The organism is Vibrio mytili (assembly GCF_049563345.1).
GTDB lineage: Bacteria > Pseudomonadota > Gammaproteobacteria > Enterobacterales > Vibrionaceae > Vibrio > Vibrio mytili.
In genome coordinates, this window is record NZ_CP110481.1 from 322,862 (window position 1) to 348,677 (window position 25,816).

Annotated in this window: 18 protein-coding genes and 1 pseudogene; 9 read left to right on the forward strand and 10 right to left on the reverse strand. The window is 44.1% G+C overall.

What is annotated here, in order from left to right:
• Nucleotides 1–15: 15 nt before the first annotated feature.
• Complete coding sequence (locus ONE56_RS01560) at nucleotides 16–1,740, forward strand: acetolactate synthase 3 large subunit (protein WP_041156741.1); 1,725 nt, start codon at nucleotides 16–18, stop codon at nucleotides 1,738–1,740.
• Nucleotide 1,741: 1 nt separating this feature from the next.
• A complete protein-coding gene (gene ilvN, locus ONE56_RS01565; RefSeq protein WP_041156740.1) occupies nucleotides 1,742–2,236 on the forward strand; it encodes an acetolactate synthase small subunit in 495 nt (164 codons plus the stop codon).
• 165 nt (nucleotides 2,237–2,401) lie between these two features.
• Here the strand turns inward: ilvN and pykF are convergent, their stop codons facing one another.
• On the reverse strand, nucleotides 2,402–3,814 hold the full coding sequence (pykF, locus tag ONE56_RS01570) for a pyruvate kinase PykF (RefSeq protein WP_423840133.1): 1,413 nt from the start codon (nucleotides 3,812–3,814) through the stop codon (nucleotides 2,402–2,404).
• Between the two features lie 431 nt (nucleotides 3,815–4,245).
• On the opposite strand from pykF, the gene ONE56_RS01575 reads away from it, so the two are divergent.
• The 3 genes from ONE56_RS01575 to ONE56_RS01585 all read left to right on the forward strand — a co-directional run bounded on the left by ONE56_RS01575 (nucleotide 4,246) and on the right by ONE56_RS01585 (nucleotide 10,420).
• Nucleotides 4,246–5,007: a DeoR/GlpR family DNA-binding transcription regulator gene (locus ONE56_RS01575; protein ID WP_041156738.1), complete on the forward strand. Its 762-nt coding sequence runs from the start codon at nucleotides 4,246–4,248 to the stop codon at nucleotides 5,005–5,007.
• Between the two features lie 169 nt (nucleotides 5,008–5,176).
• A complete protein-coding gene (glmS, locus tag ONE56_RS01580) occupies nucleotides 5,177–7,009 on the forward strand; it encodes a glutamine--fructose-6-phosphate transaminase (isomerizing) (RefSeq protein WP_423840134.1) in 1,833 nt (610 codons plus the stop codon).
• A gap of 489 nt (nucleotides 7,010–7,498) precedes the next feature.
• The gene (locus ONE56_RS01585; protein WP_423840135.1) at nucleotides 7,499–10,420 is read left to right on the forward strand and encodes an ImpA family metalloprotease; all 2,922 of its coding nucleotides are present in this window, start codon (nucleotides 7,499–7,501) and stop codon (nucleotides 10,418–10,420) included.
• Between the two features lie 136 nt (nucleotides 10,421–10,556).
• On the opposite strand, the gene ONE56_RS01590 is transcribed toward ONE56_RS01585, so the two are convergent.
• The 4 genes from ONE56_RS01590 to ONE56_RS01605 form a co-directional block, all read right to left on the reverse strand.
• Nucleotides 10,557–11,087, reverse strand: a complete 531-nt coding sequence (locus tag ONE56_RS01590) for an MltR family transcriptional regulator (RefSeq protein ID WP_331437154.1) — start codon at nucleotides 11,085–11,087, stop codon at nucleotides 10,557–10,559.
• A gap of 61 nt (nucleotides 11,088–11,148) precedes the next feature.
• On the reverse strand, nucleotides 11,149–12,297 hold the full coding sequence (locus ONE56_RS01595; protein ID WP_423840136.1) for a mannitol-1-phosphate 5-dehydrogenase: 1,149 nt from the start codon (nucleotides 12,295–12,297) through the stop codon (nucleotides 11,149–11,151).
• A 111-nt stretch (nucleotides 12,298–12,408) separates the two neighbouring features.
• Complete coding sequence (locus ONE56_RS01600; protein WP_423840137.1) at nucleotides 12,409–14,361, reverse strand: PTS mannitol transporter subunit IICBA; 1,953 nt, start codon at nucleotides 14,359–14,361, stop codon at nucleotides 12,409–12,411.
• Between the two features lie 622 nt (nucleotides 14,362–14,983).
• Nucleotides 14,984–16,741: a lysophospholipid acyltransferase family protein gene (locus ONE56_RS01605; protein ID WP_331437153.1), complete on the reverse strand. Its 1,758-nt coding sequence runs from the start codon at nucleotides 16,739–16,741 to the stop codon at nucleotides 14,984–14,986.
• 325 nt (nucleotides 16,742–17,066) lie between these two features.
• On the opposite strand from ONE56_RS01605, the gene ONE56_RS01610 reads away from it, so the two are divergent.
• Complete coding sequence (locus ONE56_RS01610) at nucleotides 17,067–18,425, forward strand: 8-oxoguanine deaminase (RefSeq protein ID WP_423840138.1); 1,359 nt, start codon at nucleotides 17,067–17,069, stop codon at nucleotides 18,423–18,425.
• 87 nt (nucleotides 18,426–18,512) lie between these two features.
• Here the strand turns inward: ONE56_RS01610 and ONE56_RS01615 are convergent, their stop codons facing one another.
• Complete coding sequence (locus tag ONE56_RS01615) at nucleotides 18,513–19,571, reverse strand: DUF4382 domain-containing protein (protein WP_423840139.1); 1,059 nt, start codon at nucleotides 19,569–19,571, stop codon at nucleotides 18,513–18,515.
• Nucleotides 19,572–19,900: 329 nt separating this feature from the next.
• On the opposite strand from ONE56_RS01615, the gene ONE56_RS01620 reads away from it, so the two are divergent.
• Entirely contained in the window at nucleotides 19,901–20,173 is a 273-nt protein-coding gene (locus ONE56_RS01620; protein ID WP_331437152.1) for a D-fructose-6-phosphate amidotransferase, read from the forward strand.
• A 95-nt stretch (nucleotides 20,174–20,268) separates the two neighbouring features.
• Here ONE56_RS01620 and ONE56_RS01625 read toward each other — a convergent pair whose 3' ends face one another.
• The 4 genes and pseudogenes from ONE56_RS01625 to ONE56_RS01640 form a co-directional block, all read right to left on the reverse strand.
• A complete protein-coding gene (locus ONE56_RS01625) occupies nucleotides 20,269–21,072 on the reverse strand; it encodes a MetQ/NlpA family ABC transporter substrate-binding protein (protein ID WP_423840140.1) in 804 nt (267 codons plus the stop codon).
• 224 nt (nucleotides 21,073–21,296) lie between these two features.
• Entirely contained in the window at nucleotides 21,297–21,878 is a 582-nt protein-coding gene (locus tag ONE56_RS01630) for a YqaA family protein (RefSeq protein WP_041156729.1), read from the reverse strand.
• Between the two features lie 251 nt (nucleotides 21,879–22,129).
• Nucleotides 22,130–22,342, reverse strand: a pseudogene (locus ONE56_RS01635) (HipA N-terminal domain-containing protein); the annotation flags it as partial.
• The gene (locus ONE56_RS01640) at nucleotides 22,335–22,670 is read right to left on the reverse strand and encodes a helix-turn-helix domain-containing protein (RefSeq protein WP_423840141.1); all 336 of its coding nucleotides are present in this window, start codon (nucleotides 22,668–22,670) and stop codon (nucleotides 22,335–22,337) included. The pseudogene ONE56_RS01635 and the gene ONE56_RS01640, both read right to left, overlap by 8 nt.
• 873 nt (nucleotides 22,671–23,543) lie before the next feature.
• On the opposite strand from ONE56_RS01640, the gene ONE56_RS01645 reads away from it, so the two are divergent.
• Nucleotides 23,544–24,239, forward strand: coding sequence for a hypothetical protein (locus ONE56_RS01645; RefSeq protein ID WP_423840142.1), 696 nt, complete (start codon nucleotides 23,544–23,546; stop codon nucleotides 24,237–24,239).
• A gap of 124 nt (nucleotides 24,240–24,363) precedes the next feature.
• The gene (locus tag ONE56_RS01650) at nucleotides 24,364–25,782 is read left to right on the forward strand and encodes a hypothetical protein (RefSeq protein ID WP_423840143.1); all 1,419 of its coding nucleotides are present in this window, start codon (nucleotides 24,364–24,366) and stop codon (nucleotides 25,780–25,782) included.
• The last annotated feature ends 34 nt before the right edge of the window (nucleotides 25,783–25,816 follow it).

Here is a 25,816-nt window from a genome sequence, read left to right on the forward strand (position 1 = left end):
GTAAGGAGAGCAAGTATGACAGCAATGTTGTCAGGTGCAGAGATGGTTGTGCAATCTCTGATCGAAGAGAATGTACCTCAGATCTTTGGTTACCCTGGTGGTTCCGTTCTAGATATCTATGACGCACTGCACGCCAAAACCGACCAAATTAAACACGTACTAGTCAGACACGAACAAGCCGCGACGCATATGGCGGATGGCTATGCTCGCGCAACCGGACAACCGGGGGTGGTACTGGTATGTTCAGGTCCAGGCGCGACCAATACTATTACTGGTATTGCAACCGCGTATATGGACTCAATCCCAATGATCGTGATTTCAGGTAACGTACCCAATAACCTGATTGGTAACGATGCATTCCAAGAGTGTGACATTGTTGGTGTATCGCGCCCCGTGGTGAAGCATAGTTTCTTAGTTAAGAAAGCGGAAGACATTCCTGAAACGATCAAAAAAGCGTTTTACATTGCGACAACGGGTCGTCCTGGACCGGTAGTGATTGACTTGCCAAAGGACGTGCTTAACCCGCAAATCAAATTGCCTTACCAGTATCCTGAAAGTCTTTCGATGCGTTCTTATAAGCCAACCACTTCTGGCCATAAAGGTCAGATCAAGAAAGCGTTGAAGTCGTTACTGGAAGCGAAAAAACCAGTGCTTTATGTCGGTGGCGGCGCGGTGATATCTGGAGCACATGAACACATTCTTGAATTGTCAGACAAGCTCAACTTACCCGTGGTCAGTACCTTGATGGGGTTAGGTGCTTTCCCTGGAACGCACAAAAACTCACTTGGCATGTTGGGGATGCACGGTACTTATGAAGCCAACATGGCGATGCATGATGCTGATCTGATCTTTGGTATCGGTGTCCGTTTCGATGACCGTACCACCAACAACCTAGAGAAATACTGTCCGAACGCTAAGGTCATGCATATCGATATTGATCCGTCGTCGATATCTAAAAACGTCAAAGTGGATCTGCCGATTGTCGGTTCAGCGGAAAAAGTATTGATCACCATGCTTGGTCTTTTGGCTGAGCAATCTTGTGGTAATGATGAAGAAGCCATTCACGCTTGGTGGGAAGAAATAAAAGTATGGCGTGATCGTCAATGCTTGGCTTACGAAACCTCACCTGAACGTATCAAGCCACAGCAAGTTATTGAAACTCTGCATAAATTGACCAATGGTGATGCTTATGTGGCCTCTGATGTAGGTCAGCATCAAATGTTCGCAGCGCTTTACTATCCATTTAATAAGCCACGTCGTTGGGTCAACTCCGGTGGTCTAGGCACAATGGGCTTTGGCTTACCTGCGGGCATGGGCGTTAAATTTGCAATGCCGGAAGAAGAAGTCGTTGTCGTGACGGGGGATGGCAGTATCCAGATGAATATTCAGGAGTTATCGACCGCAATGCAATACGACATCCCGGTTAAGATAATTAACTTGAACAACCGTTTCTTAGGCATGGTAAAGCAGTGGCAAGACATTATTTATCAAGGCCGCCATTCAAATTCATACATGAGTTCTGTTCCTGATTTTGCAGCGATTGCAGAAGCTTATGGTCACGTTGGTATTCGTATCGAAACGCCAGATCAGCTCGAAGAAGGGCTACAAAAAGCGTTAGATATGAAAGACCGCCTCGTGTTCGTTGACATTAATGTCGATGAAACTGAACACGTCTACCCAATGCAAATTAAAGGCGAGGGTATGGATAAAATGTGGCTAAGCAAAACGGAGAGAACTTAATATGAGACACATCATTTCATTACTATTGGAAAACCAACCGGGTGCATTGTCTCGCGTTGTCGGGTTGTTCTCTCAACGTGGTTACAACATTGAATCTTTGACGGTTTCGCCAACGGATGACGAAACCCTTTCACGATTGAACATCACTACCACATCCAACGAGATGCAATTGGAACAGATCCAGAAACAGTTGCACAAACTGATTGATGTATTAAAAGTTCAGGAAGTGACTGAGTTTGAACATCTGGAACGCGAACTGATGATGGTAAAAGTCAAAGCCAGTGGCTTTGCTCGTGCCGAGGTGAAACGCACCGCGGATATCTTCCGTGGCCAAATTGTTGATGTCACCGCTTCACAATATACCGTGCAGTTAGCGGGTACCAGCGAAAAACTGGATGCATTTATTCAAGCGATATCGGAAGTCACCGACGTGGTTGAAGTCGCACGAAGTGGGGTGGTTGGTATTGCGCGTGGAGAGCGTGCGTTAAAACCTTAACTCTAAGCGAGCCCAAGCTTTAATCATATAAATCATAACCATCGTCATTGACGATGGTTTTTTCTGCTGCTTTGGTATTTCCAATTCACTCATACAAAAATAAAAATAAAAATAAAAAAAAGAGGGCTTAAAGCCCTCTTCGATCAGTTAACTGAAAATCCAGTCTTATAGTACGTGTACAGACGCTGTGTTTGTTGTGCCAGAAGCAACAAGTGCACCTGAAACCATCACAACGATATCGCCTTTGTTACCAAGACCTGATTCTAGAGCAAGTTCTTTACCTGCGATGTAGAAAGCATCAGTGCTTGCAATAGAGTCAACAACAACTGGTGTAACACCTTTAGTCAGAACTAGCTGAGCTGCTGTCTTCTTATTTGTTGTTAGTGCTAGGATGTTTGCTGTTGGGAAGTATTTACGTACTGAACGAGCAGACTTACCACCTTCCGTAGCGACAACGATTAGAGGGGCCGCTAGTTTCTCAGCGGTATCCACTGCGCCTTTACATACTGCTTCAGTGATGCGTAGACGTGGGCTATCTAGACGAGAACCTAGCTCAGCCTTAAGTGCAGCATCTGTGCGGTTTGCGATCTGAGCCATGATAGTTACCGCTTCAACAGGGTATTTACCTTTAGCCGTTTCACCAGAAAGCATTACAGCATCAGTACCGTCCATTACAGCGTTTGCAACGTCGCCCGCTTCCGCACGAGTTGGACGTGGGTTGTTGATCATTGAATCAAGCATTTGAGTTGCAGTGATAACCATCTTACGTGCACGGTTACACTTCTCGATCATCATTTTCTGAGCAAAGATAACTTCTTCAGCAGGGATTTCAACACCTAGGTCACCACGAGCAACCATGATGCCGTCAGAAAGCTCAAGAATTTCGTCGAAGTTATCAACACCTTCTTGGTTTTCGATTTTAGAGATGATGTGGATGTTCTCGCCGCCGTTTGCAGCAAGTACTTCACGGATTTCTTTAACGTCAGAAGCTTTACGGATGAAAGAAGCCGCTACGAAATCAACACCTTGCTCACAACCAAACTTAAGGTCGTTCTTGTCTTTTTCAGATAGAGCAGGAAGGTTTACAGAAACACCAGGAAGGTTAACACCTTTGTTTTCACCTAGAGCACCATTGTTCAGTACTTTACATTTTACTTCAGTATCAGTCGTTGAGATAACTTCCATCTCGATCAGACCATCGTCGACAAGAATAGTGTTACCAGCGCTTAGGTCTGCTGCGAAACCAGCGTAAGTGACGGCTACTTTTTCTTTGTTACCAACAATTGATGTATCCGTTGTGAAAGTGAATTCTTGACCAGCAACAAGGTCCACATCGTTACCACCTTCTAGTTTGATGGTACGGATTTCAGGGCCTTTAGTATCCAGAAGAATAGCTAGTGGTTTGCCAGTTGCTTCCATTACTTGGCGGAAGTTCGCAATACGAGTGCCGTGCTCTTCGAAGTCACCGTGAGAGAAGTTTAGACGCATTACGTTCATGCCTGCGTTTACTAGTTCAGTTAACTTCTCTACAGATTCAGTTTTAGGGCCAATCGTACAAACGATTTTGGTCTTTTTCATGGAAGATACTCTCCGGTAAGTATAGTTACAATTTGAAAGTTGTTTTTTTCCTGAAGCTTGAGGTGATTCTTGTGACATTTAGTGCCTGCCACCAACCAAATTGTCACCACAATATTTAACTTCAGATTCTGAAAGTCTTTCACCAAGTTTAGTCATTTTATGACTAAAGGTTCGGCGATTTTGATTACCTTTTTGTGACTGATCCCACTTTATATGCAAAAAGTTGCAAAAAAATAACCGTCATTTATGTAATTTTTTTTCTTTTCGGTGGCGAATTCTACCACCGAATCACCGCAATATCACGGCTTAAGATTTGTCTTAGGACAAGGTTTTAACGAGAAATATTAATTTTTTGGTTCGAAATAAATGGACTTGTAAGTTTCGTTTTGACTATAATAACTTTCACATCGAAACTTTAAAAATAAATATAAATGTCGAAACGAAACACTCAACTCAGAAGACATGCGATTTCAAACTTGGTTTCCGAGCGGGGAGAAGTCAGTGTTGATGAGTTAGCACAAAAATTTGAGACCTCAGAAGTCACCATTAGAAAGGATTTGGCTTCTCTAGAAAAAAATGGACAACTTTTACGCCGCTATGGTGGTGCCATCGCCATTCCAACAGAAGTCATTCATGAAGAATTGAGCTCAAATGTTTCGACTCGAAAGTTAAGCTTAGCAAAAGCGGCGGCTTCGCTGATACGCGACCATAATCGCATTGTGATCGACAGTGGCAGTACAACCGCGGCTCTCATTCAACAGTTAAACGATAAGCGTGGCTTAGTTGTGATGACCAATTCACTCCACGTTGCGAATGCACTTAATGAATTGGAGAGTGAGCCGACGTTGTTAATGACCGGAGGGACGTGGGACACGCACTCAGAGTCCTTTCAAGGCAAAGTCGCCGAATCGGTATTACGCGCTTACGACTTTGATCAACTGTTTATTGGTGCTGATGGGATCGATCTCGATCGCGGAACGACGACATTCAATGAATTGGTTGGTTTGAGCAAAGTGATGGCCGAAGTGTCTCGAGAAGTGATCGTGATGATCGAATCAGAAAAAATAGGGCGTCGAATCCCAAATCTTGAGCTTGATTGGCATCAAATTGATGTGCTTGTCACTGATGCTGAGCTTAAAGCTGAGCACAAATTGCAGATTGAACAACATGGTGTGAAGGTGATTTGCGCCTAGTCAGCCGTGTGTAGGTCATAGGTGCATCTTACGCTATTGATGCGCCATTACCGAACATATTCAGTTTCAAAAGTTTCAAATTTACTTCCCCATAGAAAGGCCTTTGCTTGCTGCCTCATTACGAAACTATGGCTAAGGGAAGTACAAAACTACTAACGGAGAAAAATACATGTGTGGAATCGTCGGTGCAGTGGCACAACGAGATGTTGCAGAAATTTTGGTTGAAGGTTTACGCCGATTGGAATACCGCGGCTATGACTCTGCTGGCGTTGCGGTTGTCGATGGTGAGTCCAATCTCACCCGTGTTCGTCGTTTGGGCAAAGTTCAAGAGCTTGCTGATGCGGTTGACAAAGCAAAAGTCATCGGCGGAACTGGGATTGCTCACACTCGCTGGGCAACGCACGGTGAGCCGTCAGAAGTTAACGCACACCCACACATGTCAGGCGACATTGCTGTTGTCCATAACGGCATTATTGAAAACTACGAAGAGCTGCGTGAAACATTACGTTCACGTGGTTATGTATTTGAGTCGCAAACCGATACAGAAGTGATCGCTCATTTGGTTGAGTGGGAACTACGCACCTCAGAAACATTGCTTGAAGCGGTACAAAAAACCGCGCAGCAACTGGAAGGTGCCTACGGTACGGTAGCTGTGGATCGTAAGGATCCTTCTCGTATTGTCGTTGCGCGCTCAGGCAGCCCGATCGTGATCGGTTTTGGTGTCGGTGAAAACTTCCTTGCTTCGGATCAACTTGCGCTACTAAACGTGACACGTCGCTTTATGTACTTAGAAGAAGGTGATGTCGCGGATATCACACGTCGTGAAGTCACGGTTTACGATGAGAAAGGCGAGCGTGTGGAACGTGAAATTACAGAATCCAACGCCGAGCATGATGCGGGTGATAAAGGTCAGTATCGCCACTTTATGCAGAAAGAAATCTACGAGCAGCCAAAAGCGTTAATCAACACCATGGAAGGACGCATCACCGCTGATTCTGTTGTAACGGATGCGATTGGTGTGCATGCTGCGGACATCTTGAACAAAGTTGAGCACGTGCAAATCGTTGCGTGTGGTACGTCTTACAATGCAGGCATGACAGCACGTTACTGGTTTGAAGATATTGCCGGCGTGAGCTGTGACGTAGAAATTGCTTCTGAGTTCCGTTACCGCAAGTTTGTTACGCGTCCAAACAGCCTTCTGATCACGCTATCTCAGTCAGGTGAGACCGCGGATACATTAGCCGCACTTCGTTTAGCGAAAGAGAAAGGTTACATGGCGGCAATGACGATTTGTAACGTAGCGGGTTCTTCTTTGGTTCGTGAGTCCGACTTTGCCTTTATGACTCGCGCTGGCGTAGAAATCGGTGTGGCTTCAACCAAAGCCTTCACCACGCAGCTTTCTGCACTTCTGATGTTAGTTACCGCTCTGGGTAAACAACAAAACCGCATCAGCAAAGAAAAAGAGAAAGAGATTGTGGAAGCGCTACACGCGTTACCAAAACAGATCGAAGCCGCGCTTTCTTTCGAAAAAGACATTGAAGCTCTGGCAACCGATTTTGCAGACAAGCACCACACACTATTTTTAGGTCGTGGCGAGTTTTATCCAATCGCGATGGAAGCGTCGCTGAAGCTAAAAGAGATCTCTTACATCCACGCTGAAGCGTATGCCGCGGGTGAGCTAAAGCACGGTCCACTTGCCTTGATCGATGCAGACATGCCAGTGGTTGTGGTAGCGCCAAGCAATGATCTACTTGAAAAGCTCAAATCCAACGTTGAAGAAGTCCGCGCACGTGGTGGCTTGTTGTATGTATTTGCCGATGCTGACGCAGGATTTGAAGGCGATGATACGATGAAGATCATCACGCTGCCACACGTTAGCGAAATCACTGCGGCGATTTACTACACCATCCCAATGCAGTTGCTGTCGTACTACATCGCACTGATCAAAGGCACTGACGTCGACCAACCTCGTAACTTAGCCAAAGCAGTAACCGTAGAGTAATGACGACACTTACATTTTGATTTATAAAATCGGCACATGCGAGCGTATGTGCCGCTTTTTTATCAGCCACTTAGGTAAAGTTGGCCGTATTTATGATCGGACACTTAGGATCCGAAATCAGTTTGCTTTACATCCACATCAGACTTATACCAATCGCAGTCAATAACTGGTCATTCTAGCTTGTTAAAATACTCGATAACTTCGTTGCCTTTTTCGTTTATAAAGTAGATTGATTGTAGAATAACTGCTTATCGAAAAATTTCGCCTCGTTCTCAAGCGTTTTTCCTGCGCTATTTCTGCTCACTTATTTACTGTGATATTTACTGTAACTGGTATTAAAACCGACTTTGGCATCAGAGTCATATTTTCTCGCTAATCGATTGTGTTACTTTTTAATTCATTGTCATAACATTCTGTATCACAATCGTTTAATCTTGCTTGGATGCTTTCGCTGTAAGGTCTCTTTCAACTTCTTGGATAAATACCACCATGTTTAAAATGCTTTTGATGGCTTTACTGCCTTTTTTACTGCTCGGTTGTAACGGTAGCAGTGACGACAATAAAAATGACTCTACGTCTGATGTGATTGAGCAAATCCCTGAGGAAGATGCCGATAACGGCGGTTCGAGTACACCTGAGCCAGCGGTCGCTTTACAAGCTGCGTTAAGCGACGGGGATATTTCTGGCCTCACTGTTGAAGATGCGCCTATGGTGTTGGAGGCTATGCTCGCTTCCGCCAACCGAACGATTGAGTCCAATACCTCATTGTTAAGCGACGTGCTCGGAAGTGCCGCACCGTCACCATACCTTATTGGGCGACGTTCCGTGTTAATAGAACCAATGGGGGCACAAGGAGCAACGCCACTTATTATGGGTGACGATGGCAATACGTTAGCGACGATACAGGGCCATGATGGTGTACGAGCGGCGGCTTTTGGTGGCAACTTTTTAATCCAGGATAACGACAGTAATTATTCTTATCTCGATGCATACCAAAAGGACTTTAAACGAGTTTTATCTTGGTTAGTGAGTGGCGATGCGAATGCACCCATTCCTAGTACGTTGAACATCGCTTACGATTTGTCTTCTGGTTGGGTATGTCAGCCAGCGTTTAAAGACTGTGTTGAAGCGCCGTTTGAGCATATTGGCATTGATGTGACTCCGTCTCAGTGTTCAGTGCTTGGCGGGACCGATGAAGAAAATCTCGCGTGTGCTCAGCAATCCGATCTGGTTTTGATCAGTGCGGTCGAGAAAGAGGTTGGTGATCTGCAAAGTCAGGTTTCGGCATTGCTGCAATCTGGGGTGCCAATATTGTACCTCCACAATCATGGTGAGTTCTTGCCAGAGGAAGGTGCGCAGATTCTAGCCGCGATGGGAATGGAGTATGCAGTTGCGGGCGCCAGCAACTACTTTAAACAAGATCAATATACTGGGGGACGTAGTGCGACAGAAAATATTGAGCGACTTTCTAATCCGTTCCACGAATACTTGCCTTTCTTTACCGCATTAAACGATGGTTCGTTGAACACCAACTACGACTGGAGTTCTTGTGTCAATTCTGCGGGAACATTTAAGTGCCCGGATGTGCCGAATTTAAATGCGTCATTGGTTGAGCCTGTTGATGCGCTGCGTGACGTGTTTGATAGCTACACCAAGTCGGGGACACCACTATTTTCTGCACCGGGGAATGAATTTTATCGCTTAGCCAATATTTGGGCAGATCTTAATCGTCGCAGCATGTCTTATCCTATGTTCAAAGAAGAGGATATGGCAGATTACCGTTTTCAGAAAGCGTATGTATCAGATGCGATGGTGACGTACTTGCGTACCGCAGGGGAAGCGCAGCCTAATATGGGGACTTTTGCGTTAACGGATCAGGGCCAACTCCCTGTGTCACCTCAACAAGAAACCGTGACTGTCACACTTCCGGCAGAAAGTGGTTTTACCGCATTGGGCCGCTATATAAAGCCGGGTAGGACCGCAACCATTGAACTTGTCGATGCGGGTAACGCAAGCGTCAGTTTCTATATCAACACAACACCAAATGGCGGCACCCGAGTTTGGAACCCTGAAAAAGGTTCTGGTATTGTCGGCTATGCGCGTCCACGTTTTTTGAAAAGTCCGAATATGCCATTGAATCCATCTGAGCCAGTAGAGGTGAATTCTCCCTACGGAGGCACATTAGAAGTTCGCTTTAATGGTGCCGTAGCAGGGCAAACGCTGACGTTCAACGTGACCAATGTTGGCACGCAACCTGTGTTGAATTTGCGTGAAAATGGCAACGTCAGCTCGTTTGTCGATGAGTTGATGCAAACCCCGTTTGAGTGGGCTGAAATTAAACTTGATGGCGTCGAGATTCATACCCGAGTCGATAAGATGCTAAGTGTGGTCAACAATGATATTTACGCTGGTGATTTAACCCGATACCTTAATGAGTTGGATGATTACTTTATTGGCGGCGCTTACCATATGGCCGGTTTCGCGGGCACGAAACCATTGTCGGCGGCAGTGTTAGCACAGTGCAATCAATTCGGATGGGATTGTGAGAATGCAGAGCTGCATCAACTTCCAAATGTTCAGCACATTACTGCGGGAAATACCGCTGCGTGTGGCGCGGGTTGTAGTGGCAATCCTTATACACAAATGCAAGGCGTAAACCCAAGAGGCTTTTTGGAGAGTCATGAACTTGGGCATAACTTGCAGTATCAAGAGTTTAGAGTGGATGGTGGCATCAGTGGTGAAGTGTCTAATAACATTTTCCCACTGCAAAAGAACGGTCGTTTATACCAAGATTTTGGCGTCGATTTAGGTTCCAACAAAGTCGACTATGAAGCGACCTTTGACATGTTAGTCGCAGGCCTAAAAAGTGGAAACTCATCAGATAAGCTGAATCAGGATCTCTGGACTGACGCAAGTTACTCGGCTCAAGGCAATAAGCGCTTAGCATTTTACACCCAATGGGCTCTGTATTGGGCCGATAAGCAAAATAGCAGTGATGCTAAAACCGCTTGGGAAATTTATACCTTACTGTATCTTCATGCGCGCGAGTTCTTAGCGGCGGATGTCGACAACAGCACTCAAGAGACAGAAGACGATTGGGATAATGTGAAGGGTAAGCTTGGCTTTAGTACGTACGCGACTCGACCAGATCAAGATGGCTCAAGAAACAGCCAGTATGGGAATGACTACTTGCTGATCACATTATCTAAACTGACCGGTCATGATCAGCGAAATGTGTTTGATATGTGGGGAATTAAATATTCTTCAGCAGCGACACAGCAACTTGATACATTTGGTTTACCCGTAGAGCCGCTGTTCTTCTATACCACAACGCCGATGAATGATTACGCTGCAGGGCATCGAATTGATATGTCGTCAGACCCATCAACGCTGGAGTACGCCACCGAATAATCTTGCCTTACTGTTTGAATAGATAGATGTTGTTTGAATAGACAATTGTTTTGGGTAAATCTATTGTTGCGATAAGCCTATGTTTTGGTAAGCCCACTCTTGGGTAATCTTAGGTGACTGGCTCAGAAGTTATCGTTTAAAATGGGCTTTCCTTGCCGAGTTCATTGCAGATCTCGACAATCGCAAGTGAAAGCCCTGATTTGATGATTTGTTGCTGGCGCTGCAATTGCAGCTGATAGAACTCAAGATCGATATCGTCATCGGGTTGGTTGACTTCAAATTGAACCATGCCCATTTTCTTTACCAAGTGTAGCTTTTTGATCGGGCTCAATATGCTTGGGTCAGTGAATTCGTAGTCTGAAGCGTCACTATTAAGGTGATGCTTTAACTTAATGATGTCTTCGATGTCATGATATACATCGTCAGGTAACACACCTAAACCATACAATAGTTTCAAACGAACGGAGAGATCGCCTAGGGGGCCTGAGTCTTGCAATAACGGGCCGACAACGGACTGAACTGCGAAGTTATCTTTACGAAAGATTCTCTGTATCAAGCCGTCAATCGCGTCGTTAAACACGTCAACAGCCGCGATAAAGAAGCCTCGTACCGATGGTGCGCTATTTAGCCGTTCAATGATCTCGGTTTCGTTGATGTTTTCTGCCATATACTGAGTTACTGTGTTGTTATTATATTGAGGGGAGCGTGGAGCGCTCCCCTTGAGCCCATCATAGCTGATTATAGAGAGCCTCAATTTGAGCTACTTCAATGCTATCTTCTGCTAGACCGGTGTACTTCGTCAGTGTTTTTTTCACACCGACTTCTTGTAAAGCACGTTGTAGTTCAACCGCTTGGGGGTCAGTGTCGTTAGTGTACTTTAATGCGGCTGCTATGCCTTTTAAAAGCGTCTTATTTTCAGTGCCATATTCCATTGTGCCAAGTAGTGGCTTGACTAATCTATCGTTCACCCCCAATTTTCGGATAGGTTGACGACCAACACGGTCCACTTCATCAACCAGGTACGGATTAGCAAAGCGACCTAGGATCTTCTCGATATAAGCATTATGCATGTCACGGTCAAAACCGTACCGACGTATTAGCACTTCGCCACTTTCTTGCATCGCTTTTTTGACTTGAGCGTGGATACTCGGATCTTCAATCGCTTCGCGAATCGTACGATGGCCTTTCAAACAGCCTAAATAAGCGGTGATGCAGTGACCTGTATTGAGCGTAAACAACTTGCGTTCGACAAAGGCCATTAGATTATTGGTTCTTTCCATGCCCGTGATATCGGGAATGTCACCTTTGAACTGTTGTTCATCGACGATCCATTCACTAAAACTTTCTACGGTGACTTCGAGTGGATCATCGTTGGCTGCTTCTGCTGGTGGTACGATGCGATCGACCGCGGAATCAACAAAGCCAACCAACTCATCCGCTTTGGCGTGCAGTGATTTATCCAGATGTTTGTACACTTCGCCTTTCAGGTGTGTTGTACCTCGCACCATGTTTTCACAGGCGATAATGTTTAACGGCTCGTCATTACCCACTTCAAAGCGTTTTGCAATCCCTGCCGCGATGGTTTTTGCGATAATATCCAATACGTTTGGACCGACCGCTGTAGTGACTAAATCGGTTTTTACGATGCGGTCAATCACGTCTTCACTTGCTGAGTTTACCGCGGTTACGTGTGTCACAGTGTCGATTTGACACTCTGTGCCGACGACTTTGACTTTGTATTCTTGTTTGTGGCTCAGCTGGTCGACCAATGGTGCGTCTACGTCCGCAAACGTGACCTCAACGTCTGCGTCTGCTAAGAGTTTACCGATGAAGCCGCGACCAATGTTACCTGCACCAAAATGAACTGCATTTTTCATAATCTTTACCTACCAATGTCTTCAATATTGACGAATGAATCTAAAGTGAGGCCAACCACATAGGGGGTGACGGTTGACCTCAGCTTGCTCAGGAGCAAATGGAAAGCGTCATTAAGCGGCTTGTTGACCACCAAGGATGTTGAGAATTTCTTCTACGTCGGTGGTGCTTGTCAGCTTCTCAATCGCTTCCGGCTCATCAAGCGCGTTGGTAATGGTGGTGATCACTTGGATGTGCTCATCATTCTTGGCAGCAATGCCAATAACCAGTTTTGCTACATCGTCTTCGTCTTCAGTAAATTGGATACCAGATGGGTATTGGCAGATAACAATGCCAGTTTTCTTCACGCGATCTTTCGCTTCTACGGTACCGTGAGGTACTGCGATAGATTCGCCAAGATAGGTGGAAACCAGTTGCTCACGTTCAAACATTGCGTCAACGTATTCAGGCTCTGCATAGCCAAGTTCGACTAGTTTATTGCCTGCAAAGCGAATTGCTTCTTCTTTATTGGCGGCTTGCAGCCCTAGATGGATGTTTTCACGTTGGATACGGAATACAGACGGTTGTTGCTCTTCAAAGCTGTCGTCATTTGCTGCAAGAATCGAAACTTTGACCATTTGATCGTCATTTGCCGCTGTCTGTTTCTGTGCAGCCAGCAGTTTGGTGACAAGCTGGTTGTACATTTCGCTGTCTAGGAAGTTTGTCAATGAAATATGGTGTGCGTTTGGAGCATGCTTACGAGCACGATCCGTTAAATCTTTATGAGTAATCACGATATCTACACTCTCTGGTAAGCTGTTAATGGCAAGGTTGGTTACGCTGATATTTAAACCCGCTTCTTGGACCTTTTTACGTAGCATGCTTGCGCCCATTGCGCTTGAACCCATACCCGCATCACAAGCAACAATAATGTTTTGTACTGTTGCTAGGTCGATGTCACCTTTGCTTTCACTGTTTACCGCAGCGCTGTTTTTTGCGGCAGATTTCATGTCTTTCATTTGTGATGTGGCTTTTTCTAACGATGCGCCATCACCATCTTCTTCTGTAGAACGTTGGGTTTTCATTAGCAGAGCGGCTACAGAGAATGATACCCCTGCGGCTGCAATGATAGAGGCCAACACACCAACGATCGCGCCTTTTTGTGTCATCAATAACACCGCGAAGATGGAACCTGGTGATGCTGGAGAAACGATACCTGCATTGAACATGGTCAGAACAAATACGCCTGTCATACCGCCTGCGATTGCAGCAAGGATAAGACGGGGATTCATTAGGATGTATGGGAAGTAAATCTCGTGAATACCGCCGAAGAAGTGGATGATGGATGCGCCACCTGCTGTTTGACGAGCGGTACCTTTACCAAACACCATGTAAGCCAATAGGATACCAAGACCAGGACCTGGGTTTGCTTCAATCAGGAAGAAGATAGATTGACCTGTTTCTGAGGCTTGTTGGATGCCCAATGGAGAGAAGATGCCGTGGTTGATGGCATTGTTCAAGAATAGGATCTTCGCTGGCTCAACAAAAATAGAAGTCAATGGCAAAAGGTGCGCTGATACAAGGAAGTTAACACCCGCAGCTAAGCCACCTGAAAGCACTTTGACAAATGGGCCAATTAGGAAGAAAGCAAGGATGGCACACAGCATACCGATAATGCCTGCTGAGAAGTTGTTCACCAACATCTCAAAGCCGCTTTTTACTTTACCATCAATGTAGTTATCGAATTTTTTGATGGCCCAACCACCCATAGGGCCGACCATCATGGCACCCATAAACATGGGGATGTCGGTACCGACGATAACCCCCATTGTGGTGATGGCACCAACGACCGCCCCGCGATCGCCGCCGACTAATTTACCCCCGGTGTAACCGATAAGCAGTGGCAGTAAGTAAGTGATCATCGGGCCAACCATAGAGGCTAGTGTTTCATTTGGTAGCCACCCAGTTGGAATAAATAGAGCAGTGATAAAGCCCCACGCGATGAACGCGCCGATGTTAGGCATTACCATGTTTGATAGAAAACGACCAAAATTTTGTATCTTGATCTTTGCATCTGGTGATATCATAACAGTTCCCCGTTCGATGTTCTGATGAATATTGTTGTCGTAAACGGTTCGCCAAAACCGCTTGTTTGATTGCTTAGTACCCAATCAATTTACCACACAATTTCCAATTGGAACTGACAACGGGTTTTTCGTGATCTGCCCCCGCATTTCTTTAGCAGAGAAGCATTTTTTACGTGATAGTGATCAATTAACTGACACGTAACTTTATAACAAAACCTCACTTTCATTTTTGTCAATAAAAATATTAGTGATCATTTCGATATTTTTTGAAATTAATATAAAAAATAAATTGTGATCATAATCACTTTTGATTTTTTTTTAATATCAAATTAAATGCTCGAGCCGATCAATATCACGCTTTTATCCTTGGTTGCCTTCGTGGTAAGTGCGATCTAAATCACATTTGTTGTTTTGTGAAATTTTGTAACGAAATTGGTCGTATGGCTTATGAAGCACTACTTATGCATCATTTTTTCTGATGGGTTCTTGTACACCGATTGATGGCTTGTAGATAGCGCATTGCTTACCTGTTTAGACAAGTCCTGCTTGTAACCAGTCTAAGCAGGACTTCTATGAGTAAAGGAAGTGAGCTCCTGATGAATTCAGTTGCTATTTTAACTATTTAGCTTTGCTTAGCATGATGAACAAAATATTCACGTGCGTGCTCATTGCCCATATAGCGAGACAACGTTTTTTCTTGCACATTACGTAAGTCGACCATAATTAAGCCGTCCAGTGCATTGTTAAAGGCAGGATCGACATTAAAACAGACTAGCTTTCCGTTGAGGCTTAAATACTGACGCAGCAGTACGGGGACTCCTTTACCTTCATCGATGCGTGCGATAACGCGCGATAATAACTGTAAATCTCCTAGCGCCGTCAACATGCTGGTATTCCAAGAAATATGGTTTTCTGGTAACGGGTTTGATGGTGTCACGTGCTCTGCACAAGTGGTGTCGTAATGATGAAGTGTCATGGATTGCGCGAGTAGCTGACGGGCGGTATCACTGTAGTCGTTGCTGATACTCACAGGACCAAACAGGTGAGTGTAGTCTGGATTTTGATGTACAAATGTCGCAATTCCTTTCCATAGCAGAAGTAGGGCACTCATGCTCTTTTGGTATTGCTCGGCAATCACCGAACGTCCCATTTCGATCGATTTGCCCATTTTGTTAAGAAAACTTTCATCGTAGTTAAACAGAGTACGAGAGTACAAACCTTCCACACCATGTTTCGCAAGCAACTGGTCCACTAGACCAAGACGGTAAGCCCCGACTAAACATTGATTTTCTCTATCCCAGACGAACAGGTGTAAGTAATCGTGATCGAAATGATCAATGTCGATGGCTTGGCCGGTGCCTTCGCCAACCAGACGAAAGTTGTGTTCACGCAGACGCCCAATTTCATGCAGTAGTGAGGGGATCTGATGCGCAGCAGTGCAGTAAACGTCAAACTCGCCACTTTGTAAAAGCTTGGTTTCTTTTGGTAGGTTGTTCAGTTCTTCAAGCAATTGGTCTATAGGTAACCCTGCGGCTATCGGTAGTAAAGCATTGGCTGCGATATTTTGTTGCGTTGTGTTGGTTTGACGATTGAGGAGGTAAGTATTGAGCCGCAAATAATTCACCACTTGATCATCGTTTAAATTCATCAGCTCTTTAAATTTAATCGCTTGACCGAACGAGAGCTCAATGGATTGCGCTTTTTTGTTTAATAACTCACGCCCTAACATCAATGTGCGCAGTAAAGGGTGAATTTTCCCCGCCATGTAAAAGCGTTTGGAGTTTTGTCCGTTAATAAAAACAGGCACTGTTGTGGCTTTGTTTTTGCGGATCAGGGTGCTGACACTGCGGCTCCATTCTTTGTCTTCGAGCCTCTGTTGCTTCGAATCCACCAAATGCGATACTTCGCCAGCCGGAAAAACTAACAATAATCCACCGTTGGCTAAGTGTTTGTTTGCGCTACGTAGCGCTTTCATGTTCGATTTGGTCGCTTGTTTGCCTTCGAAAACATCGACACCAATAAATAGCTGATCCAGTTCTGGTACTGTTTTAAGGTATTGATTAGCTAGGATTTGAATATCGTCACGCACCATTAACAATAGCTCTGCCAGAATCACGCCCTCTACGCACCCGAGTGGATGGTTTGCCACCACGACTGTTGCTCCATGCTTGGGTATCGTGTTCAGTGAACCATGCACAACGCGATAATCGATGCCTAAGATATCGAGCGTAAAGCGTAAGAAGGTCGGAATGTCCGCATTAACTGGTCGTTGAGCGTAAAACTTATCGAGTTGAGATAACCCGGTTGCCCATTCTGCGACATTTTCACCAATACCAAATGGTGTTTTACGGGGGAGACGAAAAGGAGTCGAACGGTCCATATATACCTCAGAGTACGAGTGACTGATCGGATAGTAGAAATTACGCATGACAATTCAGAGGCAAAGTCGTGAGACTTTGGTGACAAAAGGGTGACGTTTTGTTGACCAGTTTGAGCAAGTAGAGCTACTGATGTTTGATTCGTGACCATCTTCAATGGCTTATGTTATGGTAACGATACCCGAACGACTTCAAGACGATTGGGTATGACGCTGACTTACATGTCGGTATGATTTATTTACAACATGACCCAGGCCACTTTGTGTGCATCATTGGGTACAAGTCCGCTTCCCCTGAAATGGTTGAAACGGCTAAGGATATTTATGAATGGAAACAATATGGATTAAGAATCCACTCGCGATTTACACTGGCAATGAGCAGGACGCTCGTGGCGGGCTGGTGATTCGCGGTAATACCATTGTTGAGCTGGTGGCCCTTAATGCCACACCTGACACCAAAATCGACTCGGTCGTCAACGCCAGCCAGCACGTTATCACTCCAGGGTTGATCAACGCCCATCACCACTTTTACCAAACACTGACCCGTGCATACCCCGATGCGCTTAACAAAGAACTATTTCATTGGCTAAAGAGCCTCTATCCTGTTTGGGCCAACCTCGACCAAGAGATGATGAGTGTTGCCACAGAATTAGCGTTAGTGGAACTGATGCGATCAGGTTGTACCACGGCTTCTGATCATCACTACTTATTGCCTAATGGCTTAGAACACGCGATTGATTTACAAGTTGAAGCGGCTAAAAAGCTAGGTGTACGCGCCATTTTTACCCGTGGCTCCATGAGTTTGGGTGAAGATCAGGGCGGTTTGCCGCCTCGGCACACCATCCAAACCGAGCAAGCCATCATTGATGACAGTCAGCGACTGATCCAGACATACCACCAAGGACACGATGGCGCGATGACACAAATTGCTCTTGCGCCATGCTCTCCGTTCTCCGTGACTACAGACTTAATGCAAGAGACCGCACGAATCGCGCACGATGAGAATGTGATGGTTCATACCCACTTATGTGAAACCATTGATGAAGAGAACTTCTGTCTGAAGCAGTTCGGCTTACGGCCTGTTGATTATCTTGAAAGCGTTGGCTGGTTGAACGAGCGCACTTGGTTGGCTCACGGTATTCATTTTAACGCTGAGGAGATCGGCCGCTTAGGCAAGGCGGGAGTAGGAGTGAGTCACTGTCCAACCTCGAATATGATGCTGGCTTCGGGCATGTGTAAAAACCTAGAGCTAGAGCAGGCCGGAGTCAAAGTAGGGCTTGGTGTCGATGGTTCCGCCTCAAACGATGGCTCTAATATGATTGCCGAAGTTAGAATGGCGATGTATTTACAGCGTTTGCAATATGGCTCTGCCAAGGTGAGTCATTTCGATGCGTTACGCTGGGCAACCAAAGGATCAGCGCTTGCGATGGGGCGGCACGATATTGGTGAACTAGCCACTGGGTTCCAAGCCGATATCGCGATGTTTAAGCTGGATGATATTCGCTTTTCTGGCAGTCATGATCCGCTTGCTGCCTTGTTATTATGTGGCGCACAACAGGCGGACCGAGTCATGGTTGCCGGACAGTGGCGAGTGCATGATGGTGAAGTGATCGGCGTCGATTTACAGGACTTGATGACCCGTCATAGCCGAGCTGCTAAGCGACTGGCAGAGCTGTCAGTAAATTAGTATCGAATGAAAACAGTCCCATGCGTTGTGTGAGCACGGGACTGTCAGTTTCAGTCGAGCTTTGTTATTTATATAAGTGATTCAGCTTTACAGAATAGGGGTAGGGAGTGTATCGATGTCTTGCTCTGTGGGTTCACCCTCAACCACTTCTACTGGCGTATAGTGCTGGTACATTAAGAAACCGTCCTCAGAAGTTTCGTGGCTATCAGGACTGTCAATGTACGCCGTACAAGTGTAGCCGATAGAGTAGGTTCCAGGGCCGATAAAACCAAACTCGTAGCTGTAAATCGTGTCCCCCAATTCATCCTGCGTTTCGTTAACATCTGCAATGGCCACTGGCGTGTTAAGTTCTGCTGGCGCACCTAAGTCACCCATCATGGTGCGATCCATCTCACCCGCATAGAGATAAACAGAATGCACGGCATCGACAGTATTTATTGCATTCAATTCATTACTGTCAGCAACACATGCGTTGTGAACCTCGGTACTGACGATGCCACCAATATGACCCGCTTCAGATGCATTGACTAGGCTGACTGCATTGGAATTCATGTTCATATGATCCTGACCAACCGGATCAGCCAGCCCTTTACGTAAATCAAACTCAACTACGTAGCTGTTATGACCCGTATGTACTTTTACGTATTGACCTTTTTGCGAGAACTTCAGGCGGCCTTGGTCACTGGTATCAGGCTTAGTTCCATAACAGCTACCTTTGCTGTTCACTACAAGGCCTTTCACTGTACCGTCAGTTTTTTCGACGTAAGAGAAGGTTGTGTCGTTTAGCTGTCTGCCATCTTTAGCGTACAGACACATAGCATAGTCACCCGGCGCAATAGCCTGTTCGCTAATGATGGTTTCTGCGTTACTGCCTTGATATTTCATCAAGTCTACTTGACGTAATGCACCGTCTTCGCTGACGTTCATAATGATAGCGTCACCAGTTTTGTCACCTGTTTCAGGATCAAACGGGATTAAAACAACATCTTCAAAAGCTAGAACAACTTTATTGGCATCATCAACAGGTGCATCGGAAACGCCCAAAGAAAATGTGGCTGCTTCTGTGTCTGATGAATCTCCACCACCACAACCAGCTAGTACTAGAGCGCCAGAAATTGCAACTAGAGGATAAGTGTACTTTTTCATAATAATCTCTTGTGTTTGATGTTATGAAGCATAAACCCAATGACATTCAAAATGTTGAACTCAAAGCATTGCCACGGGTGCTATTTCAAGAAAACGCTCGAAGCCGTTTTCTATGTGATTTATCTATGAGGATAGTCTTAAAAAAGAGAAATGATGTCATTAAAACGTAATCGAAAAGTTAACGTTTGACTTTGTGTTGGAATATATACAGGGAATATTTTGTAAAACTAAGATCTTAATTGTAGTCATGCGAAATTGATAAGTATCAAATCAAAGCACGTAGTATGAGCGTAAGTTTATATGACCGACTGCTAGAAGGAATTAGTACCATGTTATATAAATATCTCTTAAGAGAGCTATTGGGATTGGCGATTGTCATTTCAGTGGTATTCGGTGTGTTGGGGATCTTGCTGGACTTGTTTGGCTTAACGGCACTTTTCGAACATCAAGCATCGATTGCGCACATATTTTTTAGTGAATCCATGTACTTCATTGTATTTTTAGTGCCGCCATATTTTCTTTGGAAGTGGCTCAGCAACCCAGATCTTACCTCAGCGCGCCAACGTTATTTAGAATTAAAGCTCGATGCTGAGCGCAATTAATACGAAATCATAGTGATGTGAGATGAGAGCGTGATATACAAAAGGCGCATGGTGAACCCATGCGCCTTTTGCTTTTTGTTAGAATAGGCTTGTCGTTAGAATGCGGGTTCTATCGTGCCTTTGAATGTATCGTTTAAGAAATCACGAATCGCTTGTGATTGATATATAGAAACGAACTTTTGGTACGCTTCATTATCTTTAGCGTCTTCTCGCGTCGCGATGACCATAACAGCCAATGGGGCATCTTTTGATTCAAGATAGATACTTTGCTTTTTCGGATCCAACCCAGACGACATCACGTAATTCATGGTAATCGCGGCTGCATCGACATCATCGAGTGTTCGCGGCAGTTGGGCCGCATCAACTTCGATGAACTCAAACTCTTTTGGATTGGAAGTGACATCGGTCAGCGCCGCTTTGTAGCCAACGCCAGGCTTTAACTCGATTAACCCCGCATCAGCCAGTAAAAGAAGACCGCGCCCCCCATTGGTGGGATCGTTCGGAATTGCAATTCGAGCATTGGCTGGCAACTCTTCTAATGAACGGTATTTGTTTGAGTACAAGCCCATACGCATCAGAATAGATTGACCAATAGAGACAAGGTGTCCGTCGCGGCTGTTGTTGAAGTTGTCTAAAAATGGTTGATGCTGGTAGCTGTTGATATCGATACTACCATCACTTAATGCTGCATTAGGGGTAATGTAGTCTGAGAATTCGACGACTTCGACGTTTAAACCTTGTTTAGCGGCTTCTTTCGCGACGGCTTCAACGACTTGTGCGTGAGGCCCCACTGTTGCCCCAACTTTGATGACAGACTCTTCCTTTTGACCACAGGCGGTTAGACTAAGCGCTGCCGCGAGTACAAGGGACAACTGCTTAAGATGACGAAAACGCTTCATGATAACTCCATTTATATCGATTTTTAGACGTCTATATGGCCATCCTATCAGGCTTATAAGTAAGGTCAATCTTTGATTGCAGGGTAATAGAAATATCCTAGTTATCGAGGTTTTTCATATCATCCGTTTTCACGAGAAAAGTATTCGCCTCAGTTAAATTATATGTTTACTTAGATTAGTATGATTGCATCGAAAATCCTGCACCTTCAATGATTACGGATATACTAGCCACCGCTTGTACTCAGATACCAGGCCATTATCAATCCCAGCGTTATTAGACCTACTGTTGCAAGTTTATATTTTTTTATTAATTCTTCTGCTTTGTCACCAGCAACATACACTACCAACGCAATACCAAAGTACCTCACGGCACGAGATAGTCCCGTCGCGAGTAGAAACAAAGGGAGCGAAAAGTGAGTTGCACCTGCCGCCAACATAGCAATTTGGAACGGGATGGGTGCTATGCCTAAAGTCATGATAAACCAGAAGCCCTCGGTATTCATTTTCAGTATGACCGTATCAAGGCGGTGCTCCGTTATCCAGTTTGCCACTATATAATCTCTTAATAGTTCGAAAGTGTAGTATCCAAGCGCATACCCGAATAGCGCGCCCACGATACAACCTAAAGTGGCCATTAACGCAATCAGCCAGAGCTTATCGCGCCGTTTCTGCAACAATGGAATAAGCAATGCTTCCAAAGGGATGGGGACAATGGTGGACTCAAGAAAAGAGGCAGTGAAAACTCCCCCCATAATATACTCAGACTCAATCAGATCTTTGGTTTTTCTTTTCAATGTTTTAACCATGAATACTTTATCCTTGAGAATATTTGATGAAGCTTATTCAGACCCTAGTGACATTATTATGATAGACCGTGCCAGTAAGTGCTGTTTACTATAGCCCCTGCGTTTGCCATTAAAGAAGCTCATTCATTTCTGGCACGCTGTCGGGTTGCTCTAGCAAGTATTCACATTCTGTTTGTATGAGTAACATACATAGTTCTATGTGTTCACGCTCCCCTTCATCGACTACTTGAACTTCGGTAAGTTCAATCACTTCCTTCAGGAAGGAGATTTCTGAGGTAGTTCTCGATACTACGTGGCGAAGCCTGATCATCGAAAGGGATGTGTGGCGAAATCGGGAAACCAGTGTGTTTCCATTCATCTTCATAGATGAATGAGAACTCTGTTTCTGTTCCGACAGGAAGAATCAAACGACCAATTTTGGTATTCGTACCGATAAATACGTCTAACTGTTGCCACTTACTCATACCAGCCTTCCTCATTGCTTCTCACGCTGTTTTCAGCTTGGGAGGTTATTTGGCTATTTGGACGAACAAATAGGTTTAAGTCGATAAGGCGTAACGATAGCCCTAAGATGTCCATGAGGATGAGTACATTGGCAAAGGTGACACTGGTATCGCCTTTTTCTACTTTCATGACTGTTCTACGAGATAAGTTGGCTTTTGAAGCGAGATCATCAATACGCCAGCCTCTATCGGTACGCTTTGAGCGAATGGCGCTCCCCAGCGTTTCCATACTGAACTCAGTATTCAAATCAGGCATAGGTTGTGCCTTTACCATCTTACCTTTTCTCATAAGTGCCTTTTAATGTACTTTTGTCACGATTGGGTTCATCTTAATATATAAGTTCACTATAACTCACTTTTGTAATGGCTGTATAAGAAATTATCTATAAGTGTAATTTAAGTTACTTATGCCTGGTTTACGAGTTCAATATCTCTTTTTGTTCTCTATGAGAGAGTTTTATCAGCCAGAACGACACATTTGGCAACAGCGTAGTATTCGGATTAGTATTGGGAGAAGACAGAGAAGAGTGCGTGATCGGGGCTTACCTGACCCATTACCTGACCCAAAATCGTCAGGTACAAAAAAAGGTTAGTAAACACTACGCTTACTAACCTTCTAAAATTTGGTGGCCCCTCGCAGACTTGAACTGCGGACCAATCGATTATGAGTTAGCCACTAACGCAGGAAGTCTAGGAAAACCGAGGTAAATTAAGCGTAACTAAAAATACATTAAAGTATTTACTAAACAGTAGTTTAGCGTAACTTTAGTGAAAGTGTCAAAACTAGTGACTGTACCTCTAGTGTACCTTTTTTCGGTACAGTACCCACACTCTGTGATTTCAGAACTCTCCGATCGATCGCTTTCACCATTTCTGCACACTAAGACAGAAGAGGCGATCTGTCTCCACAACAAAACTGGCTAGTTAGCACATAATAGACACGTTTCTTTTGTCATTTCTTGACCACCTTTTATCAATGGCAGATTATGAGCTTAGTAAATCAGTGGGTATTAGATAGACATGATCTGTAGTTGCAGAGTGTTTAAGGAAATTAATCATATAATTCAGTGTTTGATGTGGTGGTGTCTGTATTTTCTTAAAGTGTTATATAGACAATGTCTGCTTTAAAAAGACTGTTAGGCTAAGAATTTAGAGAGTCACAATGGATCGTTATCGTGAAAGGCTAATAGCGCATTTAGAAGAAGAAATTAGCTTATTAAAAGAAGCAGATTTTCCTATTGAAAAGCTGTATAGAAGGAGGTGTTTCTTCTTTGAGAGAGACTACCACAGGGTGAGGGAGTTGCAGGAGCAGATACATCAGCTTTCGAAACAAGTTGGTGAGCTTGCCAATAGGCGAATAGAATGTGCATTATCTGATAAAAGCGAAAACCATGAAGGAGTAATGAAGCTTCTGACTGGGATGCCAAACAGGGTAAAGCAAGAAAGAAAATATTTAGAGCGTCAGCTTCATGGTGCAGAAAGGCTAACAATTGCTGATCCATACTTCTTCTCATGGAGTGGCCCAAATAAAATATTCGAAAAGGAAAGCAAATACACGGACTTTATTCTGCAGTTAATTCCTCAATCGGTGACATACTTAGAAGTATTTCATCTGCCCGGACCGAATAGCAGAATTTTTCATAAATTTGATAAAATGATCAGGTCTAGGAAAATCAAGGCACGCTTTGTGGAAACAAATGAAATACACGATAGGGTATTTATAAGAAATGATTGTGATGCAGTTTTGCTTGGTACCTCATTAGGAGGATACGGAAATAAGCTAGCCTTTATATTACCAATCCCAGAAGAGGATTTGACGGTGTTTTCTACTGAACTGGAAAGGATAAAAAATGCCTAACAAAGCCATCAAATTATCTCCCTTCGGTCGCTGGACGCTCGTTCCTCGCACCGTTTATGGCAGGCGTTATGTAACCTCAGATCAGTGTTAATAATATAATTCGATTAGATAGGAGAAATAAATAATGGCAAAAATTATGAATCCTTTGCTGTTTTCAAAACATTTCGGAATTGATGAAGTAGAATTAGAGAAGTATGGACTAATTGATCCATTTTTGAATGTAGATACTCAATTATTTATTGATCCTGTTCTTTTACAAAAATCTTCATCCGAAGAGATTAGTATCGGAGCATATAAACAATTTTGTGACCATTTCACGAATTATATTCGCTTGTTGTCTATCTCTGAACGTGAAGGTGATGTCGCATGGAAGGGAGCCAGAAAGCTTTTGGATTTAAGGGAGCCAGCTCAAACGGGTTTAGGCTATGGTGGTAGTAGTCGAAGCGGTAGTTCAAGACCTGATGAAATACGTGAAGTCATGATGAGGACTGCAAAAGAAATTGTTGATTTAGGTGCAAAAGATCCTGAAATGGTTTCGCTAATGGGATTTTTTGAAGAGAATGTTGGTCCTGATACTATCAGTGATTTTACAACAAGAGTGATTATTGAAAGCTTAGCTATTGTAACGAACAACTTTTGTGTAGCTCATAAAATTCCAGTAGAAAAATCTGATTTGGAGAGTGGTTGCGAGTTACCTATTTATGATGGTTCATCAGTATTGTTGGTACCAAAAGATATTGTCCGTGATCTTCCAATAGCAAATGATTGGTCAGATATAGAAGTTGCCGCTCTTCAAAATCAAGAAATCCGTGAACGAGTTAGTCGATATTTAGGTGATATTGCGAGACCTACTGTTGCACAACGAAAAGCTGCTTTGCGAGATGCAGCTCTGGGTTCGTCCTCTTCATTTAAATATTTTCTCGATTCGGTTAAAGAATATGCGGATAACTATGATCCGAATGAAGATGCCCTTGGTTATTACAAAATAAGAGATATACTTAGAAGTGATCTAACACAATATAAACAGAAAAATTTACCAGATATACATAAAGGACCTGAAGAGTTAAGAGAGCTTGTATTAACCACAATTAATCAATTTCAACAGCATGTAGAAAACGGTAACCTTTGGGAAGAATTATGGGTTGGAGATAAGCCAAAAAAAGAAAGAGCCGCTCAACTTATTTATTTCGCTATTGCAGATTGTTTTTGCTCCGCAAACAATATAGATATATCTCCTGAAGCAAATATGGGAGGCGGTCCTATCGACTTTAAATTTTCTGATGGTTACTCAGCTCGCGTATTAGTTGAAATGAAGCGTTCTAACGGTTCAGTTAAGCATGGATATGAAAGACAATTAGAAATTTACAAAGAAGCATCACAAACAAACTTTGGCATTTTTGTCGTAATGGATTACGGTGACTTAGGGCAGAAGCTTAAACAAATAAATGAAATTAGAGAAAAACGTTTAAAACGGGGTGAGCAGGCTTCGGATATCGTTGTGATTGATGCGACAAAGAAAGAATCTGCAAGTAAGAGAAAATAAACGTACAAGAAATGTAACGGTTACATAACAAGAA